At 31.4% G+C, this 19,675-nt stretch carries 22 protein-coding genes; 6 read left to right on the top strand and 16 right to left on the bottom strand.

Going from position 1 to position 19,675, the window contains the following annotated elements; translation table 11 throughout:
• The first annotated feature begins 24 nt into the window (after positions 1-24).
• Positions 25-591 (top strand): DNA-3-methyladenine glycosylase I, encoded by a 567-nt coding sequence (locus M3P09_RS02325; RefSeq protein WP_099564817.1) that lies wholly within the window; start codon positions 25-27, stop codon positions 589-591.
• Positions 592-831: 240 nt separating this feature from the next.
• Here the strand turns inward: M3P09_RS02325 and aat are convergent, their stop codons facing one another.
• The 3 genes from aat to M3P09_RS02310 form a co-directional block, all read right to left on the bottom strand.
• Positions 832-1,461: a leucyl/phenylalanyl-tRNA--protein transferase gene (gene aat / locus M3P09_RS02320; protein WP_099564819.1), complete on the bottom strand. Its 630-nt coding sequence runs from the start codon at positions 1,459-1,461 to the stop codon at positions 832-834.
• A gap of 94 nt (positions 1,462-1,555) precedes the next feature.
• Positions 1,556-1,933 (bottom strand): DUF3127 domain-containing protein, encoded by a 378-nt coding sequence (locus tag M3P09_RS02315; RefSeq protein ID WP_249971866.1) that lies wholly within the window; start codon positions 1,931-1,933, stop codon positions 1,556-1,558.
• Between the two features lie 56 nt (positions 1,934-1,989).
• Positions 1,990-2,859, bottom strand: coding sequence for a flavin reductase family protein (locus M3P09_RS02310; RefSeq protein WP_249971865.1), 870 nt, complete (start codon positions 2,857-2,859; stop codon positions 1,990-1,992).
• A 121-nt stretch (positions 2,860-2,980) separates the two neighbouring features.
• Between M3P09_RS02310 and M3P09_RS02305 the strand changes: the two genes are divergently transcribed.
• On the top strand, positions 2,981-4,138 hold the full coding sequence (locus M3P09_RS02305; protein WP_099564822.1) for a sensor histidine kinase: 1,158 nt from the start codon (positions 2,981-2,983) through the stop codon (positions 4,136-4,138).
• A gap of 14 nt (positions 4,139-4,152) precedes the next feature.
• Positions 4,153-4,503 carry a hypothetical protein gene (locus M3P09_RS02300; protein WP_249971864.1) on the top strand — a complete coding sequence of 117 codons (351 nt, stop codon included), beginning with the start codon at positions 4,153-4,155 and terminating at the stop codon, positions 4,501-4,503.
• On the opposite strand, the gene M3P09_RS02295 is transcribed toward M3P09_RS02300, so the two are convergent.
• Together M3P09_RS02295 and greA are read right to left on the bottom strand one after the other, a co-directional pair.
• Positions 4,498-4,887 (bottom strand): HIT family protein, encoded by a 390-nt coding sequence (locus tag M3P09_RS02295; protein ID WP_249971863.1) that lies wholly within the window; start codon positions 4,885-4,887, stop codon positions 4,498-4,500. The genes M3P09_RS02300 and M3P09_RS02295 overlap by 6 nt on opposite strands.
• A 91-nt stretch (positions 4,888-4,978) precedes the next feature.
• A complete protein-coding gene (gene greA, locus M3P09_RS02290) occupies positions 4,979-5,452 on the bottom strand; it encodes a transcription elongation factor GreA (RefSeq protein ID WP_099564825.1) in 474 nt (157 codons plus the stop codon).
• 169 nt (positions 5,453-5,621) lie between these two features.
• On the opposite strand from greA, the gene M3P09_RS02285 reads away from it, so the two are divergent.
• Complete coding sequence (locus M3P09_RS02285; RefSeq protein WP_249971862.1) at positions 5,622-6,050, top strand: Rieske (2Fe-2S) protein; 429 nt, start codon at positions 5,622-5,624, stop codon at positions 6,048-6,050.
• 45 nt (positions 6,051-6,095) lie between these two features.
• On the opposite strand, the gene M3P09_RS02280 is transcribed toward M3P09_RS02285, so the two are convergent.
• The 8 genes from M3P09_RS02280 to M3P09_RS02245 all read right to left on the bottom strand — a co-directional run bounded on the left by M3P09_RS02280 (position 6,096) and on the right by M3P09_RS02245 (position 13,366).
• Positions 6,096-8,270 (bottom strand): TonB-dependent receptor, encoded by a 2,175-nt coding sequence (locus M3P09_RS02280; protein WP_249971861.1) that lies wholly within the window; start codon positions 8,268-8,270, stop codon positions 6,096-6,098.
• A 332-nt stretch (positions 8,271-8,602) separates the two neighbouring features.
• Entirely contained in the window at positions 8,603-9,010 is a 408-nt protein-coding gene (arfB, locus tag M3P09_RS02275; RefSeq protein ID WP_249971860.1) for an alternative ribosome rescue aminoacyl-tRNA hydrolase ArfB, read from the bottom strand.
• Between the two features lie 2 nt (positions 9,011-9,012).
• Entirely contained in the window at positions 9,013-10,560 is a 1,548-nt protein-coding gene (locus tag M3P09_RS02270; protein ID WP_249971859.1) for a DUF4301 family protein, read from the bottom strand.
• Positions 10,560-11,129: an AAA family ATPase gene (locus M3P09_RS02265; protein WP_249971858.1), complete on the bottom strand. Its 570-nt coding sequence runs from the start codon at positions 11,127-11,129 to the stop codon at positions 10,560-10,562. Before M3P09_RS02265 ends, M3P09_RS02270 begins: the two co-directional genes overlap by 1 nt.
• Positions 11,090-11,722 carry a nicotinamide riboside transporter PnuC gene (pnuC, locus tag M3P09_RS02260; RefSeq protein WP_199099692.1) on the bottom strand — a complete coding sequence of 211 codons (633 nt, stop codon included), beginning with the start codon at positions 11,720-11,722 and terminating at the stop codon, positions 11,090-11,092. Before pnuC ends, M3P09_RS02265 begins: the two co-directional genes overlap by 40 nt.
• The gene (locus M3P09_RS02255) at positions 11,706-11,966 is read right to left on the bottom strand and encodes a hypothetical protein (RefSeq protein WP_099564831.1); all 261 of its coding nucleotides are present in this window, start codon (positions 11,964-11,966) and stop codon (positions 11,706-11,708) included. Before M3P09_RS02255 ends, pnuC begins: the two co-directional genes overlap by 17 nt.
• Positions 11,967-12,013: 47 nt before the next feature.
• Complete coding sequence (locus tag M3P09_RS02250) at positions 12,014-12,739, bottom strand: phosphoglycerol geranylgeranyltransferase (RefSeq protein WP_099564832.1); 726 nt, start codon at positions 12,737-12,739, stop codon at positions 12,014-12,016.
• A complete protein-coding gene (locus tag M3P09_RS02245; protein WP_249971857.1) occupies positions 12,740-13,366 on the bottom strand; it encodes a 4'-phosphopantetheinyl transferase family protein in 627 nt (208 codons plus the stop codon). It lies immediately after the preceding gene.
• Positions 13,367-13,495: 129 nt separating this feature from the next.
• On the opposite strand from M3P09_RS02245, the gene ahcY reads away from it, so the two are divergent.
• The gene (gene ahcY / locus M3P09_RS02240) at positions 13,496-14,812 is read left to right on the top strand and encodes an adenosylhomocysteinase (protein ID WP_099564834.1); all 1,317 of its coding nucleotides are present in this window, start codon (positions 13,496-13,498) and stop codon (positions 14,810-14,812) included.
• 77 nt (positions 14,813-14,889) lie between these two features.
• Here ahcY and M3P09_RS02235 read toward each other — a convergent pair whose 3' ends face one another.
• The gene (locus M3P09_RS02235) at positions 14,890-15,150 is read right to left on the bottom strand and encodes a hypothetical protein (RefSeq protein WP_099564835.1); all 261 of its coding nucleotides are present in this window, start codon (positions 15,148-15,150) and stop codon (positions 14,890-14,892) included.
• A 94-nt stretch (positions 15,151-15,244) separates the two neighbouring features.
• Here M3P09_RS02235 and M3P09_RS02230 point away from each other — a divergent pair, with 94 nt between their 5' ends.
• On the top strand, positions 15,245-15,718 hold the full coding sequence (locus M3P09_RS02230; RefSeq protein WP_249971856.1) for a DUF1569 domain-containing protein: 474 nt from the start codon (positions 15,245-15,247) through the stop codon (positions 15,716-15,718).
• An 8-nt stretch (positions 15,719-15,726) separates the two neighbouring features.
• Here M3P09_RS02230 and M3P09_RS02225 read toward each other — a convergent pair whose 3' ends face one another.
• Positions 15,727-16,734, bottom strand: coding sequence for a phytase (locus tag M3P09_RS02225; protein ID WP_099564837.1), 1,008 nt, complete (start codon positions 16,732-16,734; stop codon positions 15,727-15,729).
• A 2-nt stretch (positions 16,735-16,736) separates the two neighbouring features.
• A complete protein-coding gene (locus M3P09_RS02220; protein ID WP_249971855.1) occupies positions 16,737-19,520 on the bottom strand; it encodes a TonB-dependent receptor in 2,784 nt (927 codons plus the stop codon).
• Between the last annotated feature and the right edge of the window lie 155 nt (positions 19,521-19,675).

The raw sequence follows: 19,675 nt of genomic DNA, 5'->3' as shown, positions 1-19,675 counted from the left end.
TAATTTAAACCTTACAGTAATATTATGAGTACAAAACACAGATGTGGTTGGTGTGCCGGTGATGCGTTATATGAAGCCTATCATGACGAAGAATGGGGCGTTCCTGTATATGATGATGCAACCCTTTTTGAATTTTTAATTTTAGAAACTTTCCAAGCTGGATTGAGCTGGATTACTATTTTACGCAAACGCGAAAATTTTAGAAAAGCTTTTAATAATTTCGACTACAAAAAAATTGCCAACTATAAACAAGATAAGATTGATAGCCTACTACAAGATGCTGGCATTATTCGAAATAAATTAAAAGTGAATGCTACAATAACTAATGCTCAAGCTTTTATGAAAATACAAGAAGAATTTGGATCGTTCTCAAAATACATTTGGGGATTTGTTAATGGAAAACCTATTAAAAACAAACTTAAAAACTATAAAGTAGCCCCTGCAAATACAGAGTTAAGTGATGCTTTAAGTAAAGATTTAAAAAAGCGTGGTTTTAAATTTGTGGGATCTACAGTTGTTTATGCGCATATGCAAGCTACAGGTATGGTAAACGACCATGAAATTGAGTGTTTTAGGTATAATGAGGTTTGAAGTAGGTGATGAATAATTTAGGTTTCGGGTCTTCAATTTTAAATTTCTTTGGAGCAATAACTCGTTACAGTTATGGGTTGATATGGCGAACTATTTTCAGAAAACCTAAATTTACTTTTAATGAATATTTATATGGCCCAAAAAATTCAGATAATTATTTTGATCAAACTGCTCATGTTTTTAACAATAAAATAATTGGGCTAATATGCATTGGAGTGCTAATATTTTTATTAATGAAATTCACTTAATAAAAAACTCTAAAAACAAATCTCTAGAAATCTCCTCTGCACCCAAGCTTTCTAAATGTTTAGTATACACTTGGCAGTCAATAAGTTTGTAATTAGTGTTTTGTATAAATGTTATAAAACCTGCTTTACTTGCATTACTTTCTTTGGTAAACATACTTTCTCCACAAAACACTTGGTTTCCTAAATCCACTCCATACAACCCTGCTACCAATTTATTATCTCTCCAAACTTCAACAGATTTTGCATAACCTAACTCGTGTAAATTCACATATGCTTCAATCATACTATTAGTTATCCAAGTACTAGCTTGCCCATCACGTTTTATTTTAGAACATTCTGTAATTACTTCTTTAAAGGCTTTGTTTATAGTAACCGTGTAATTGCAATTACGCAATACTTGTTTCATGCTTTTTGAAACTTTCAGTTTTTCTGGAAACAACACAAATCTTGGATTAGGCGACCACCACAGAATAGGTTCTTCTGCTTCAAACCAAGGGAAAACACCTTGTTTATAAGCATGTAATAGCCGCTCAACAGATAAATCGCCTCCGATAGCCAACAAACCATCTTTGGTAGCTTTGGATACGTTTGGAAACCATATGTCATCGGTTAAGAGTTGCATTGGATTATCTGTAAAAGTAGTAAACCTCCAAGTTTTAATAAACAAAGAGGTTTATATAGTGTGATTCCCGTTTATACAGGAATAACAAAATTATTTAAAAAGGAAGATCGTCGTGATCATCTTCTTTTAAATCGCCAGCAGGTTCAAAAGCATTCGCTGGTGGTACTGGCGGTATGTTTTCTCCAGAAGCTTCAGCTTGCAAAGCTTCAATTCTCCAACCTTGAATAGAGTTAAAATATTTAGTTTCTCCTTGTGGATTAACCCATTCTCTACCACGTAAGTTAATACTAATTTTAACTTGTTGTCCAACTTGATAACTATTTAGTAAATCTGTTTTATCTTGTACAAATTCCACCATTATGTGCTGTGGATATTGTTCTTCTGTAGTTACCACTATTTCTCTTTTTCTAAACCCATTACTTCCAAAAGTTTGAGTTTCTCCAATCATTTTTATTCTTCCTTGAACTTCCATTTAATCTATTATTTATTCTTTATTAATATTCTTCTCTATTTAGATTGTCTTTAAAGTTAAGACAGTAATATCTTCCAAGCACTCTCAACATCTCCAAAACTTAAATAATTACGCGCTAATTTATGTTTTTCTCTATGTGTTGCTGTTTTTATATTTGGATAGCGTTCACCTAAATCTTTAACAAAAACATTAACACTTTCTTTTGTAGGCAATTTTTCAATGTTGCCTAACATCCCTAAATCATTTCCTGTTAAAACCATACTGTTTTTTACAAAATCAGGAAAACTATCTACTCCAATCCCTAAAGTTGATAGTGGTTTTGGTATTTCAAAAAACCCTTTTTTAGCTCGTGTATAATAACTACCTCCTGCTCTGGCTACCAAGTCTAACTTCTTCTGATTTATAACACCTTCTTCATTTAAAACATCATCATCTATGTGAAGTTTAACAACTTCACATATAATTAAGTTTCCTGCTCCTCCTTCTGTTCCTAGTTTTACAATCTCATTCACCTTACATTCAAATTGTACAGGCGATTCAGCAACACGAAACGGTTTTACAATATCAGATTTTAGCATCGTTAAACCTGCTTTATCAAACTCGTTAACACTTTCTGCATACTCTGTACTGCTTAGCGACATTTGATGAACCATATCATAATTCACCACATTTATAACAACTTCTTTTACAGCCTCAGCATTTTGTAAAGTATGCTTAGTTGTGTTATCTCTAACACGACGCGCAGGCGAAAAGATCATAATTGGTGGGTTTGCACTAAACACATTAAAAAAACTAAATGGCGATAAATTTGGATTACCATCAGCATCCAAGGTGCTTGCAAAAGCAATAGGCCTTGGAGCCACAGCGCTTAACAAATAGCTATGCAATTTCCCAGTTGAAATATCTTTAGGTTCAAACGACGTCATTAAACTTTTTTAGGTTCAACAAATGTAACCAATCTCTTAATTAACTAAAAACCGATTTACTAACAACTTGCGCAATAATATTAACAGATTTACATTATATTACATGTTAAATTAGTAGTTAATGATTTTTACCGAGTACAGAAATACGTTTCGTTGGGTTATGATTACTGCATCATTTATAATGGTGTCTCTTATATTATGGAAAACTTATGAGTTTTTTCAGCACTTTAAAGAAGAAGAGCGGGCTAAAATGGAAAACTGGTCGTTTGCTCAAACTGATTTATTAAAAACCGACAATCTTAATGTTGATATAGGAAATTTACCGCTGAAAGTAATAACAAGTAACAAAACAACACCAATGATTCTTGTTGATATAAATGGGAACCTCTCAAGTTATAATAATATAGATGAAACCAAAGCAACCGATTCATTATATATACAGAAATTAATTTCAAAATTTGAAAAAGAAAACAACCCTATTGAAGTTATTTTAGATGGCAAACTTTATAACACAATCTATTACGGAAATTCACCCTTAATAAACAAACTAAAGTATTACCCATTAGCTCTAATACTAATTATCGTTTTATTTGGTGCTGTTATATTTTTCTTTTACAGTAGTAATAAAAATGCGACTCAAAACAAGCTATGGTCTGGTATGGCAAAAGAAACAGCTCATCAAATTGGCACACCATTATCATCTTTAATTGGATGGACAGAAATTTTAAAAAGCGAAAATGTTAACCCCGAATACATTGTAGAAATTGAAAAAGATGTAGATCGTTTACAAACCATAACCGAACGCTTTAGTAAAATAGGATCTATCCCAGTTTTAGAAGTTGCCGATATTATAAAAGAAACGATTAACTCTTATGATTATTTAAAATCGAGGTCATCAAAACTTGTAGATTTTGAAATTATAACTCCCAGTGGCGATATTCCTGTAAAACTTAATAAGCAACTGTATAGCTGGGTTATTGAAAACTTAGTTAAGAATGCTATTGATGCTATGAAAGGTCGAGGTAAACTTACACTTGAAATTTCTCAGCTGGAAAACAATGTAAAAGTAAGTGTGACAGATACAGGAAAGGGCATTCAAAAAAATCAATTTAAAAAAATATTCGAACCTGGTTACACGACTAAAAAACGTGGTTGGGGGCTAGGGTTATCGCTTACCAAGCGCATTATAGAAGATTTTCATGATGGTAAAATTAAAGTTTTGCGATCAGAAATAAACAAGGGTACAACTATACAAATTGCTCTATCAAGAGCAGTTTAACAACCTCTAAAGTTATGTCTGAAAGATTCATCACTGTAAAAGAAGTAGTACTAAACAATAATTGCCCAGAATGTTATAGTAAAGGCGGCTTACGTTTAACTTTTAAACAGCAGTTTATTGAAACTAAATTTTACAAGTCGATAACTAATAACATTAAAAACAGTATTGCTTGTAAAACTTGTAATACAACTATCTATCCTGTGCAATGGACTGATGATATTGAACGTGTTTTTGAATATCAACAAAAAGCTTTTGTTCCAAAAAAAGCATCTACCTATTTAAAGAAAGCAACTTGGGTCGTTATTGTATTTGTTGTGGCAGTTATTATTGCTATTCTATTTTTTATACTTTACCCTAAATTATAAATGTGATTTAATAGCTTCTGCTACATCTTGAAATTCTTCTGGTGTTAGCTTTACTTTTTGAATAAAACGCGCGCTTTCCATAGAGTGTAACGGAATTAAGTGTACATGTGTATGTGGTACTTCTAAACCTATAACCGTCATTCCTACACGTTTACACGGAATAGCTTTTTCAATAGCGATTGCCACTTCTCTCGAAAATTGCATCAAACCATTATAGGTAGCTTCATCCAAATCAAAAATTTTGTCTACTTCTTTTTTAGGAATACAAAGTGTATGTCCTTTACTATTAGGGTTTACATCAAGAAATGCTAAGAAATTATCAGTCTCTGCAACTTTATAACAAGGAATTTCGCCATTTACTATTTTAGTGAAAATTGAAGCCATATATCTTGAGGATTTTGAGAGTATTTGTAAATATAAAAGATTCCTGTTTAAGTTAGGCAGGAATCTTTTTAAAAAATATTTTTACACTTATTTATCTAGAAATCTCAATAATATCAAATTTCATTACACCATTAGGGACTTGTATTTCTGCTACATCTCCAACTGATTTCCCTAACAACCCTTTTCCAATGGGTGAATTAACTGATATTTTACCCGAAGCTAAATCTGCTTCACCATCAGCAACCAAAGTATAGTTCATTTCCATACCATTAGTTTGATTTTTTATTTTAACTTTTGATAACACCAATATTTTAGAATTATCTAACTGTGATTCGTCAATTACACGCGCGCCAGCTAATGCTTCTTCTAATTTAGAAATTCGCATTTCTAACATCCCTTGTGCTTCTTTTGCTGCATCATATTCGGCATTTTCACTTAAATCACCTTTATCTCTAGCTTCAGCAATTGCTTTTGAAGCTTTAACTCGTTCTACATCTTTTAACTGCTTTAACTCTGCTCTTAATTTTTTTAACCCTTCTGGTGTATAGTATGATACTTTACTCATAACTTCATCGTTTACTTAATAAAAAGATTCCGAAACACAGCTTGATATTTATTATTACAAGTGCTCGGAATAAAAAAATCCCGTTTACACGAGATTGTACAACAAATATACAAAATATTTATCTCAATCTGCTTTTTGTTAGTAAATTGCGATTTAATCTTTTAGCACGATGAAGCCGTATTTATATCTTATAACCTTTATTATTTTAACTTCTTGTAGTAAAAATTCTGTAGACAATAAAAACTGTAAATTTTTACTTGATGTAGGTGTTAATGTAAGTATTAATTTAAATTTGCCGCAATACAATCAGCTTAATTCTATTGGAAACTCTGTTTATATTGCTAATGTTGGTAATGGTGGCGTTATAGTTACTAATGCTGGATCTGGTTTTTTTGCCTGGGATGCAGCAGACCCTAACCATGCAACCAGTTCTTGTTCAATAGTTATAGGTTCAGGATTAGAAGGTACTTGTGGTTGCACAGATGAAAACAAGTATAGTTTTGTAACTGGACAGCCTTTAGAAAACTCAGCTTTGCAATGTGGATTAAAAAATTATCGTGTTGAAGATAATGGTAGTTCTCTTCTAGTTTTCAACTAAAAAAGCCTCAATATAAATACTGAGGCTTAGATATAAAATTTTTTTTTAAAACTTTAAAGTGGCTCCAATTAAAAAATTAGTGGTTGCTTGTGGGTAATATCCAGGAACTTCAAATGACGCGCCTGGTGTGCTCCAACTATCAATATATACGTAGCCATTTGAGACATATTTTTCTCCAAAAACATTATTTATTAACCCAGATAAAAGTATTGATTTAAATATTGAATTTGTTTTGATCTCATAAGTCACATTAAAATCATTAACAAAATAACTCTCTAATTTAGAAGTTTCAGAATCTGTATTACTCATAAACTGTTCTCCAACATATTTACTTAAAAAGGATATTTGGAAATTAGTTTTTGGCTGAAAAATCAATGCATTTGCTGCAACAAAATCTGGAGAATACGAAATACTAGTTTTACCAAGATTTATTAATGCTCCATCTCTAGAAATAATAGTTTTCTTATTTTTATTAGTACTCACTGTAAAATTGGGTTGTACTGCAAAATGTTTTGTTATTTGTACACTAGCATCAACTTCTAAACCTAAACGATAACTTTTTCCACTATTTGTTCTAATTGGAGTTCCAGTATTATCAATAACTCCTGTTAAAACTAACTGCTCGTTATATAACATATAGTAAGCATTAGCACTTATTCTAAATTCATCATTATTGTGCCTCCAGCCTAATTCAAAATCGTTTAATTGCTCTGGCTTAATGTTTGGATTACTTTCAAAATCTCCTCTACTTGGCTCCCTGTTTGCCCTAGCATAAGAAAAATACACATTATTTCTTTCATTCAACTCATAAGTTACTCCAGCTTTAGGATTAAAGAAATTATAATTTTCATCAACCAACAAATTCACTCTATCAGAAGTTAATCCTGTAGTTGTATAATCTATAAATCGCATTTGTAAATCTCCATACAAGCTCACCTTATCATTAAGCTTATAAGTTGCTTTTGTAAATATGCTAAAATCTTTTTTCTTCCCTTGACCGTTATAGTAAGTATCTCCAATTTCTGAATTACTTGCATAACGTGCCCAAATAATTTCGCCAAAATGATCACCGATATAACTGCTAAAAGAAGTTCCGAAAGACATATCTAGAGCTCCATTTCTGTAATTTGCACTTGCATTTAAAACATAAAAATCGTTATCTAACCAACGACGACGTATTAAATCGGTTTCACTGATGGTTTCTCCACCTATGATTATTTCTTCTAAATCATAATCTGCAAAATCTTCGCCTTCCTTGTATTGCTCAAAATACCCACGACCATACGTATAATTTAAGCCAAGGTTAGTAGACCAATTGTTATTATATCGTTCATTCCAATGCAATTGGTAATGGTCTTGTTTATAATTATCAACTTCATCTTCATGGAATCTTGTTGCTCCGCTTTCATCAGTATACATTCCTGACGGGTTAAACTTTCTGTTACTTTTTAAAGTTGCAGCATCTATTCCGTTCCATGCTTGATAAGTTATTTCATGCCCTCCAAACGCCAAAGCTTTAATTAATGTTCCATTATTTACATAAGCGCCTTGTAAGAAATAAGACTTTAAATCTGATGTTGCTCTATCAATATAGCCATCAGAGTTTATTTGAGACAAACGTCCTGATAATTCAAAATGATTATTTAATAACCCTGTACTAAATTTAATATTATGTTTTCTTGTATTGTAACTTCCAAAAGCATTAGAAATTTCTCCATTTGCTTTATTAGAAACCGCATCAGTTAAAATATTAATACTGGCTCCAAAAGCACCTGAACCATTTGTTGATGTACCAACACCTCGTTGCAATTGTAAATTCTCTACAGACGATGAGAAATCTGGCAAATCGACCCAAAAAGTTCCTAATGATTCTGTATCATTATACGGAATCCCATTAATTGTTATGTTTGTCGATTGTGCACTTACACCACGCACCCTAATACCCGTATAGCCAACACCAGCACCAGCATCACTCGTTGTTACAACTGAGGGTAAATAATTGAGTAAAATAGGCAAATCTTGACCTAAATTACGTTTTTCTAAGTCCTTTTTACTAACGTTAGAGTGTGTAATAGGTGATGTTGCATTTACACGAACTGCTTTTACTAAAACTTCGTCTAGTTTTTCAACTTTAGTAGAATCTTGTTGGGTTTGATTTTGTTGTGCATTTGCACTGACGCTTAACACTAATAGTGTTAAAAAAAGAAATAAATTTTTCATTACGATTACATTTAAAATCGAATAAAAAGAGGTAATTATTCTTTATTGTTATTAATTAATTTTTGAAGCATAACACTTCTTTTCCTTGAGCAAATCGTGAGAACTTCCAAATTTGATAATTCTTTAGCACTCGCTAAAAATGTCAACCGAACATTTTCTTAACGCTCATTTCCTAAACAGCATTACCTGTTCTAGGTTCAATGGGTATGATCTCAGCCACTTATTGGCACCCCTTTTTTGAGAACGCTGCAAATGTAGTAACGAATTATGAGTTTATAAAAACTTCTTGACACAATTTTTTAAAAAAATTTACTCGAACTCACAATTGGCTATTAATCGATATTTGGTTTTTTTCGGTTGGCTTTCTTTTCTGAAAGATTACGTTTGTTTTTTAAACGTTTTCTAATAACAGATTTTGGAACTTTAGTAGGGATTCTTTTTTTAGGAATAATTAAACTATAGTTTATCAATTCTAAAAAGCGTTTAATTATTAAGTCTTTGTTTTTATGTTGGCTTCGGCTTTCATCACACTGCAAAACAAGAACATTTTCTTTAGTTAATCTATGCTTTAGTTTGGTTTGCAAACGTTCTTTTTGCTCTTCATTAAACACTAATGATTTTGATAAATCAAATTGTAATTCTACTTTAGATGCTACTTTGTTTACATGCTGTCCGCCAGCTCCAGAACTCCTAATAGCTTTAAAAATTAACTCTTGTAATAGTGCTTCCTTATTAAACATTATTATGCTTGATGTTCTGGTTTTAATAAATCGTTAACCGTTTTTACGGGGTTAAAAGTTTCTACAGGAATTTCAACAAAAATAGTATTCCAATGCGCCATACTACCATTCCATAAGCCAGGGAGTTCTAGCGCTTGTATGTCAGCTCCATTTTGTGTTTTTTTAGTTATAAAAGCGGCTTCAGGGTCTACAAAATTTAAAAGGTTAAATTTCTCTCCTTTATAGTTTTTTGTTCCACAAACTAAATCGGTTGGGTTAAAATGTGTAGCATTTTTAACAATTTCTGCTTGTTCTATATTCTTAATATCTATTTGAGCAAATTCTACTATTTGTAACGATATTTCATCATTTTCATCTTTAACCCAAAATGGTCCGCCACCAGGCTCGCCTTCATTTTTAACCATACCACAAACACGAATAGGACGATTTAGTTTATCTATTAAATATTGCTTCTTTTTTTCTGAAGTTAAATCATCAAATTCATCTAAAATTGAAACATTCATTTTTTTAGATAAAAACATCGCCATACTTAGCATATCTTTTTCTGTAGCAGTTTCCTCGTCAAGTTTATGCAAAAAAGAAAAGGCTTGTTCTTGGGCTTGAATTAGTGCCCCGGCTATAAGTTTTTTATACTTTGATATTTTTTTATTCTTATTAAAGACCACAATATTATCGATGTTTTTAATAAAAACAAGATCACTATTTAAATCATTTAAATTCTCTAATAAAGCTCCATGTCCTGCAGGTCTAAACAAAATAGAATCATCATCGTTTCTACAAATATTGTTGTTGGTGGTTAAAGCTATTGTTTCAGTTTCTCCTTTTTGATAAGAAAACGACACATTAAAAGCAGTGTTTGTTTTTTGCTCTAGCCTGTCTTTAATTTTGTTTAATTCTGAATTAAAATAAGGATGATGTTTTTCAGAAACTGTAAAATGCAAGTCTGATTTATTATTTGTTGAGGCATACAAAGTGGATTCTAATAAATGTTCATGAAAGGCTGTTACTATTTCTGTTTCGTATTTATGAAATGAGAGTAATCCCTTAGGAAAGAAGCTATAGTTTAAGCCATTCTCATACAACATTGTTTTTACAAATTCGAAATAGTTTTCTTCTTTACTTAACTTTTCAAAATTAGGGTTAATAGTTTTCGCTTTTGATAAAACTTCATTATAAAACGGAAACTCCTCTAATCTCAAAAAAAACGTTTTTATGAGATTATCGTTATACCTTTTAGCATACGTTTCAATGGTTTCTTTCTTAGGATTAAAATGATTTAAAAACTCAAATAAAAATTTAAACATCCTTGTGGCAGCTCCAGAAGCTGGAACGAATTTTACAATGTTTAAACTGTTTTGCTTTGTTTCATACAAATTCACTAAATCTTGAATCTCCTGCTCATTATAACGCTCTATTCCGCTTCCAATATTTGCCGCAGCAATTAGATTGGAATAAGACATACCATTTTTTATACGCTCAATTTGTTTTTTAACTTGAGTAATTGTTATACCCTTACTTTCTATATATTGAACATCTTTTTTTGATAACATTATTCTTTCTTCTTTAATAGTTTATCAATATGCTTAACCGCTGTTTTTAATCTAGTTTTTTTATCGCCTTTTAATAAAATAAAAGGTCTATTATTTTTAACTAATGCTTCTTGAAAAGCATTAAACATTTCTAACCTATGCTTAGGTTTATCTCTTAAGTCGTCTGCTTCCCAAGGAACATCAATATAAGTTAGAAAATATAAATCGTAAGTATTCTGTAAGGCGTATTTTTTAAGAGTAGGGTTACAAGCTCCTAAGTAATAAGCCTCGGAATACACTTTGGTTTCTAACAGATCTGTGTCGCAAATCAAAACAGTTTCAGTTTTTTTTGCTAATTCATTTTCTAATTTCATCTGCCCTTTAGCAATAGGTAATAAGTCTTTTGGCTCGCAGGTTTCTCGCTCATTATTCCATTTGTTTTGCAAATATTCACGTGCATATTCTGGTACCCATACCGAATTATAGTGTCTGGCTAACTGTCTTGATAGTGTCGTTTTTCCAGTAGATTCTGGACCAAATAAAACGACTTTTAAGCAGTTTGTAGGTTGTTGTTTAAGCTCTTTTTCCATGCAATGTATCCTTGAATTGCTAAAATGGTGAAAATTAAATATTGTAATGATAACATTCCTAATCCTCTATAAGCATATAAAGGTATAGTAATTAAATCTGCAAAAATCCATAATGTCCAGTTTTCTAATTTCTTATTGGCCATAAACCACATAGCTGTAAAGAAAACTCCAGATGTAAATACATCTATATAGTTAGCGATTTGAATATCGTATTCGTTTGCTTTATAGACTGAATAAGTAACTATCATTGTTAATAGAAATAAGCAAAAGCCAATTACCTTCTCTTTAGTATTTGTTCTAGAAATTGGAACTACATATTTATCTCCCTTTTTTCTAGACCAGTTCCACCAGCCATAAACACTCATAACAGAATAGTAAAAATTCATCATCATATCTCCAAAGTATTCATTGATGTAGAGAAGATAAACAGTTATTACAGTGCAAATTATTCCGGTTGGGTATACCAAAATGTTTTCTTTTTTAGCATACCAAACACTTGCTATACCAAACACAAAAGCAACAGCTTCTAATAGTATTTGAATTGTTGGTGTTTGCCGATATGCTTCTAGAAAAAAATCAAAAATTTGGCTCATAGTCGCTTCTATTTGTTTTTACCACCTTCATTGTTAAAACAGAAATATCTGTGTTTTCAAAAGAACGTCTAATTTCTTCATTCAAAAAAGGCATCAACTTATCATAGCTCCCAAAAATTTGAGTGCTTAACGGATTTTCTAAAATGGTAAATTCAGAGTCACGCAGTGCTTTTATAAAATCTATGATATGCTTCTCGTAATCATCTTGTAAAGGAGACAAAGTTAAATCTACTGATACTTCCATTTTATTAATTATTTTTATGAGTTACTGAACATGTTCAGTATGATAGTTTATTTTTTTAAATCGTCAAAAAAGGATTCGCATTGTTCAAAAGCAGTGCCAATTACGACTATATCGGCTCCAGAATTATATGCGCTTTCTAATTGTACTATGTTTTTTATTCCACCGCCTACTATTAACGGAATTTGTATTTCATCTTTTACTTTTGCAATAATTTTATTAGTTATAGGGTTTAATGCACCGCTTCCTGCTTCTAAGTACATTAATTTCATTCCTAAAAACTCACCAGCTTTTGCGGTATCTGTAATTTTTTGAATATTACTTCTATCAATAGGCTGTGTTTTTGTTACACGTTCAACTGCCGTTTGTTTTCCGCTTTCTATTAAAATATACCCTGTGGGAAGCACTTCCAAATTAGTGTTTTTTAATATTGGAATTGATTCTATATGCTTTCCAATTAAATATTCTGGATTTCTACCAGAAATTAAGGATAAAAATAATAATGCATCTGCTTTATCTGTAATTTGAGATACGTCACCAGGAAATATAATAACAGGGCGTTTTGTATGTTTTTTAATTTCTGAAACTAATACTTCTGTAACCTTATCCTCAACTGTACTTCCACCAATAAAAATATGAGTTGCAATAGATTGATTCACTTTTTTAAAGAAACTTGTAACATTTTCAACAGAAAACTTATCTGGATCAATTAAAACGGCCAATAATTTTTCGTTATTTAAAATTGATCTTTGTATGTCGCTATAAATACTATTCATTTAAGCAATGGCATAAGCGCAAGTAAAACCTTCAAACTCTAAAAATTGAATATTGTATCGATGCTTTTCGCCTTCATAATCAATCCACGCTAAGGTTTCGTCATCGGCTATATTAAAAGGGATAACCAAACAATGTTTTTTAAAACTTAATCCTGGTGTTGCATAAAGCTTATACAACGATTCTTTTACACACCAAATGGCTGTTAGCTTCTTTATGTAATCAGTATCATTTTCATTTAAATAATCAAACTCATACTCTATAAATTTATGAGCAATGATAGTAATTTTATCACGTTGCTTTTCAACATCAATACCAACAATTAAATTGCTTACTATAATAGCCGAAAAATTAAATGAGTGTGTAATTGATATTTGCTTGCCATCCTTTAAATGTGGTTTTCCGTTATCATCGTAAAACAAATCAGAATCTGAATACCCTAATTCAGCTAATAATTTTCTAACACTTAAAAAACCGCGTTGATGCATTTCGCTTTTCATACCCAAAACACGTTCTAAACTTTTAGGGTTTAATGTAATTGATTGCATCAACTCATTATAAGATTCCGAAATTTTCCAGATTTTAACAGTTGTTTGTGAGTTTGGAGTAATGGTTTTATAAAGAGGCATTTACTTTTCTGAAAGTTATTGATTATATTTGCACGGTCTAAGACACAATGCAATTTTGATTAGCGAATTTAACTATTTTTAAGGGCTAAAGCAAAGTTGTTATACTTTAAAACATTTAAGAAAAATACTATGAGTACAAAAACAATTCCTTACGTAGCTAATAAAGTAAAAGATATATCACTTGCAGCTTGGGGACGAAAAGAAATAGAATTAGCAGAAGCCGAAATGCCAGGGCTTATGAGTTTACGTGAAGAATATAAAGATTCACAACCTCTTAAAGGTGCTCGTATTGCAGGATGTTTGCACATGACCATTCAAACTGCGGTACTTATTGAAACTTTACAAGCTTTAGGTGCGGAGGTGACTTGGAGTTCTTGTAACATTTTCTCTACACAAGATCAGGCAGCGGCAGCTATTGCTGATGCTGGAACTGCAGTTTACGCTTGGAAAGATATGACTGAAGAAGAATTTGATTGGTGTATCGAGCAAACTCTTTTCTTTGGTGAAGATAGACAACCACTTAACATGATACTTGATGATGGTGGTGATTTAACCAATATGGTTTTAGATAAATACCCAGAATTAGCAGCTGGAATTAATGGTTTATCTGAAGAAACAACAACTGGAGTTCACAGATTATACGAACGTGTAAAAAACGGAACATTACCAATGCCTGCCATTAATGTAAACGATTCTGTTACAAAATCTAAATTCGATAATAAATACGGATGTAAAGAAAGTGCTGTAGATGCAATTCGTCGTGCTACAGATATTATGTTAGCCGGAAAACGTGTAACTGTTTGTGGTTATGGCGATGTTGGGAAAGGTACTGCTGCTTCTTTTAAAGGCGCTGGAAGTATTGTAACTGTTACAGAAATAGACCCAATTTGTGCGTTACAAGCGGCTATGGATGGTTTTGAAGTTAAAAAATTAGAAACAGTAATTGGTAATACTGATATTGTAATTACAACCACTGGAAATAAAGACATTGTTCAAGCACGTCATTTTGAAGCTTTAAAAGACAAAGCTATTGTTTGTAATATTGGGCATTTTGATAACGAGATTGATATGGCATGGTTAAACGACAACCATGGTCATACCAAAAACACTATTAAACCTCAAGTAGATAAATATACCGTTAATGGAAAAGATATTATTATACTTGCCGAAGGTCGCTTAGTAAACCTAGGTTGTGCTACTGGACATCCAAGTTTTGTAATGAGTAACTCATTTACAAACCAAACATTAGCACAAATAGAACTTTGGAATAATGCTGATGCTTACAAAAACGATGTATATATGTTACCAAAAGCATTAGACGAGAAAGTAGCAAAATTACATTTAGCAAAAATTGGAGTTGAATTAACAGAACTTCGCGAAGAGCAAGCTAGTTATATTGGCGTAACTGTTGATGGACCATATAAGCCAGAGCATTACAGATATTAATTGACTCCATGCTGAACTTATTCAGCATCTCATTACATTATAAACTAAAATCCCAAGCAGAAATGTTTGGGATTTTTTTATTTGGATGAGAAATATCTATTCAAACCCTCATTAATTCTAGTTTGCAGCGAATTGATATCTACACCATCTTTTCTAAAGATGGTAATATTTTCAGAAACGCGATTACGCTCAACACTTTTTCGTATTTCAATAAGTTCAATCTCATTAAAGCTTTCCAAATAATGCTTAACATTATTATCTAAAGATTCATCGCTTAAAAAAACCTTAATAGTTTGTTGCGTTGGAGAGTTTCTAATTTCTGTTCTAAACGGTAGCATAAACAATAATTTTTAGGTGAAACAATACATAATTGCAAATGCAATAGATAAAGTTAAGAATTTAATTAATACCTTTTTAAATTAAATTGTAATAATGAACTACAAAAAAATTGAAGCTTTAAATTTGTTACTAGCTGAAATAGAGCTAAATATTCCTTTTAAGGATAAAACAAATCCAAAGGTTACAACATCTGATATTGGCTGGCAACTGGACCATAGTTTAAAGGTTTTTAATGCCGTTAGTGAATGGACCATAAAATCTAACCCAAAAGATTATAAGCGGGAATTTAATTTTTGGCGCACCATTTTATTCCCTCTAAAATATATTCCAAGAGGTAAAGCAAAAGCACCAAAGTTTGTTTTACCTCCCCAAATAATAACATCAGAAGATTTACATGTCCAATTACAAACTGCAAAAAACCACATTAGTACTTTAAAAAAACTACCCAAAGCAGCTTACTTTAAGCATTTTATTTTTGGGAAATTATCAAAAAAGCAAACTTTACATTTTTTGCAAATGCATACTAATCATCATTTAAAAATTGTTCGAGATATTTTAAAGACATAAAAACCTATCTATTCTACCAATTTTAATTTGCTTAAATCGTGATAAAAAAAGTTTCTTTTATTATTCATAGACACAAATAACCCATTAGGAAATTTATCTCCTAAATTAGCAGTAGTAACATCACAACCGTCAGTTTCAACAGTGCCTAAATTAAGCTCTTTAACAAAAGCATTCGTTTTTAAATCGAATATATTAAATGTATGTGCTTGCTGATTAGAAACAATCAAGAACCCTCTATCTTCATATTTTGCGATAGCAATACCTTCTATATCGTCTTTAAAAAATTCGCCACCAAAGCAGGCTAATTCTTTATCACCTTTTTCTGGCTCGGCATAATATTTACGAATACAAGCGCCTTCATCTGAATAATACACATAACCTTCTGTATCATCTACAGCTATGGCTTCTATCTCTTTTTGCCCACTAAATGCTCCAAACTTTCTTATTAATTTTGCCTTAACACCTAGCCTCTCAGAGGTTAACAGGTATTGGTATAAATAACCCTTTTTAGGTCCTGTTTTTCTTCCCACAATAGCATAAAGTTTTTTTGTTACTGGAGATTTATATAGAGCAATACCCATTGGCAAATTCCCTTCTGGTATTTTTGCATCTTCAAAAACCTTAAAACCTCCTTGATCCAAAGGCTTCATATCTGGAACCGAAAACAAACGTATTTGTTTGTTTTCTCTTTCAGTAAATGCAATCACATCCGTTTTAACAGAATCATTAAGTTTAAAACCATATTCCAAATCTACATTATTTGGTCGTTTAAGTCCTCGTATGGTTTTATCTTCAATAATTTTACCGTCTAAATCAAAGGCATAAATTGCACCGTTAGTATTTTTATCGGTGCCAAAAACAATACTTTTTGAAGCATCATTAGGGTTTATCCAAATTGCAGGGTCGTCTGTATCATAAATTGTTTTTTCTGTTGCTACTTGACGCCTAATACCACATGACATTATTAAAAAAGTAAATGCAAAAATCGAATATATTCTTATACTATTTTTTTTCATCTTTATCTCTTTTTAAATAAATCATATTTAACACCAAAGCTAATGCGCCTTCCATAATACTCTTCTTGCATGGTTCTGTTTTTTATGCCTTGAAAATAACGTAAGGGTTGGTCTGTAATATTGTTTAAATCAAAATACACACTGAATGCATCGTTTATGGCATAAGAGGCATTAAAATCTAATAAAAATTGCTCATCATAATATCTGTCTTCAAGATTATTGCCTCCTATTTCATCAATATATGAATCTGAATAATTAGCAGATAAACGTAAGCTTAACTTTTTATCGCTATATGCTAACGATCCATTAAACATATTTGGGGCTGTTCCAGGCAAGTCTAAATCTTTTCTTTCTTCGCCATCTTCATTTCTTATACCATCAGCACTTGAAGTTAAATACGTATAGTTAAGCATAACACTTAGGTTTTTAGCAATACCTGGAAGGAAATCTAATTTACGCTGAATAGAAATTTCTGCTCCAAAAATACTAGCATCATCTCCATTTTGTGGTTGAAACGAATCGTATCCTGTTGTTCCTGTACCAAAGGCATCATTTGTAACCTCTGTTTGAAATGTATAAACAAAATCTTTAATATTTTTTTGAAATACGCCTCCAGATATAATACCTATGTTTTTAAAATAATGTTCAGCCATCAAATCAAAACCCATTGATGTTGTGGCATTTAAACCTGGATTTCCTAAAAACACTTCCTCATCATCGGTAACCACATCAACACTTGGTACTAAATCTGCATAATTTGGTCTAGCCAAAGTATTAGTCCACGCGAAGCGCAAAATCGTGTTATTAGATGCATTATATTTAAAATGAACTCCTGGTAAAACATTTGTATAATTACTTTTTTTAGTAATAGTCCCTAAAATATTTTCTTCTCCTTCAATTTGATTCCCCGTAGCTTCAATATTTGTGTTTTCTAACCTTAATCCAGCTAAAAGACTAAGCTTGTCTGATAATTTCTCATCTATCATTACATAAGAAGCTATAACATTTTCTTTCACTTTAAAGTTAGCTCTTGCATATTCACTTGGTACATCAACTTTTGTAAAAAGGTTAGTGTCTTCTAAATTTAGTTTTCCTAAAAACATAGGATCAACAAATAATCCTGCAGCATATCTGCTTCCTGCTAAAAAGTCTGAATCTGTTTGATCTACTAATGTTTGATCTGAAAACACATCAAAAACTCCTGTTTCATCTTCATATTCATAAAAGTTATTAGAGCGTTCTTTATTTTTAAATCTTAACTTACTTCCTAGCTTAACAAATCCGCCTTTTCCAAATATTTTTGTTGGGAACTTAAGATTAGCATAAAAGTTATAATCTTTCTCATCTGTATATTGATTTTCCTCAGTAATCTCTTTTAAATCAAATTCACTAGGATTAGCATCAGCTATATTTCTAGGGCTAAAAAAAGGAAATTCTGGATTTGATAAATTTGAAATAATCTCAACATCTTTATTTCTATACTCAATATATCTTTCGTTTAAACGTTCCTCTGATGCTTTTGAGAAAGATCCCATCCAATCTAATTCTGCCTTACCAATAATATGATTTCCGTTTAAAGCATAATTTTGTACACGCTGGTCTTCTAAACGTGTGTTTTTATTTCTGTTATTATCAATACCTCCTTTAGTTTGTCTCCTAATTTCAGCTTGATATCCCAGAGTTGGATTATCTTCATCAATAAGCTCAATATCCTTATAACGCAACCTAAAACGATTTTCTCTATCATCTCTCCAATTATACATAGTTTTTAAACTAATAGTATTATTTGCATTAAAAGCATAATCTAAATTAGCCGAAAAACTGCGCCTTATACGTTGTACTAAATAAGTTCTAATATCGGATTCTTTTACATAAGGCGACTCACTATCATCCCACTCAAACTCAATATTATCTGAACCAAAATCAGAATCATTTATTGAGGTAGAAATCATCCAACCCAATTTGTTGTCTTTTGTTCTATTACCTATTAAAAACGAACCATTTAATATTCTCTTATCCGTAATTAAGTTAACGCCTGAGCCCATTGTTGCAGCTACTCTAAAACCATTAGGAGAAGTTCTTGTTACTAAGTTAACAGACCCACCTAAAGCATCAGCATCCATATCTGGAGTTACAGCTTTATTAACTTCAATAAGCTGAATCATGTCTGATGGAATCAAATCCATTTGCACATTTCTATTATCTCCTTCGGCAGAAGGAATACGACTTCCGTTTAGCGTTACCGAATTTAATTGAGGTGCCAAGCCTCTAACTATAATATTACGCGCTTCTCCTTGATCAACCTGCATGGTAATACCTGGAATACGCTTAACAGCATCTCCAATATTGGCATCTGGAAATTTACCTATTTGGTCTGTAGAGACAACATTTGTTATGTTTTGCTTATTTTTTTGCGCATTTAAAGCTTTCGCTTGACTACTATTATATCCTGTAATAAAAACATCATCAAGTTCTAAAACTGTCGTTTTTATGTCTATAATAATTGCAACTGTTTTACCTGCCTCTACATCTACTTCAATTTCAGAATCTTCATATCCTATATATGTAACTTTAATTGTTTGTTTCCCTTCTGGGATATCTACAAATAAAAACTTTCCGTCTTCATTAGAAATAACTCCTTTTTTTAAGGTTTCAATTACAACATTTCCAAAAGGAATAGGCAAGCCTTTTTCATCAATAATTGTTCCCTGAATATTTCCATTTTGCCCAATACTAGCGAGAGAAAATAATAGTGTAAATAATAAAAATACGTAACTTTTTTTCATGGTTATTTTTGTTGATTAAATTCTCAACGAAATAACAAAATTGACTTGCTAAGTATTTTAACTGTTTTTTAAGTTTTGGTTATCTATTAACTAAAAAATACATCTATTTTAAATTTAATTAACATTAAATAAAACTTTAGGTTATATAATTTGAA

This window comes from Jejuia spongiicola, assembly GCF_023502325.1.
Lineage (GTDB): Bacteria > Bacteroidota > Bacteroidia > Flavobacteriales > Flavobacteriaceae > Wocania_A > Wocania_A spongiicola.
The sequence above is the reverse complement of the archived record's forward strand: the minus strand, read 5'-3'. Positions and strand labels throughout refer to the sequence as shown.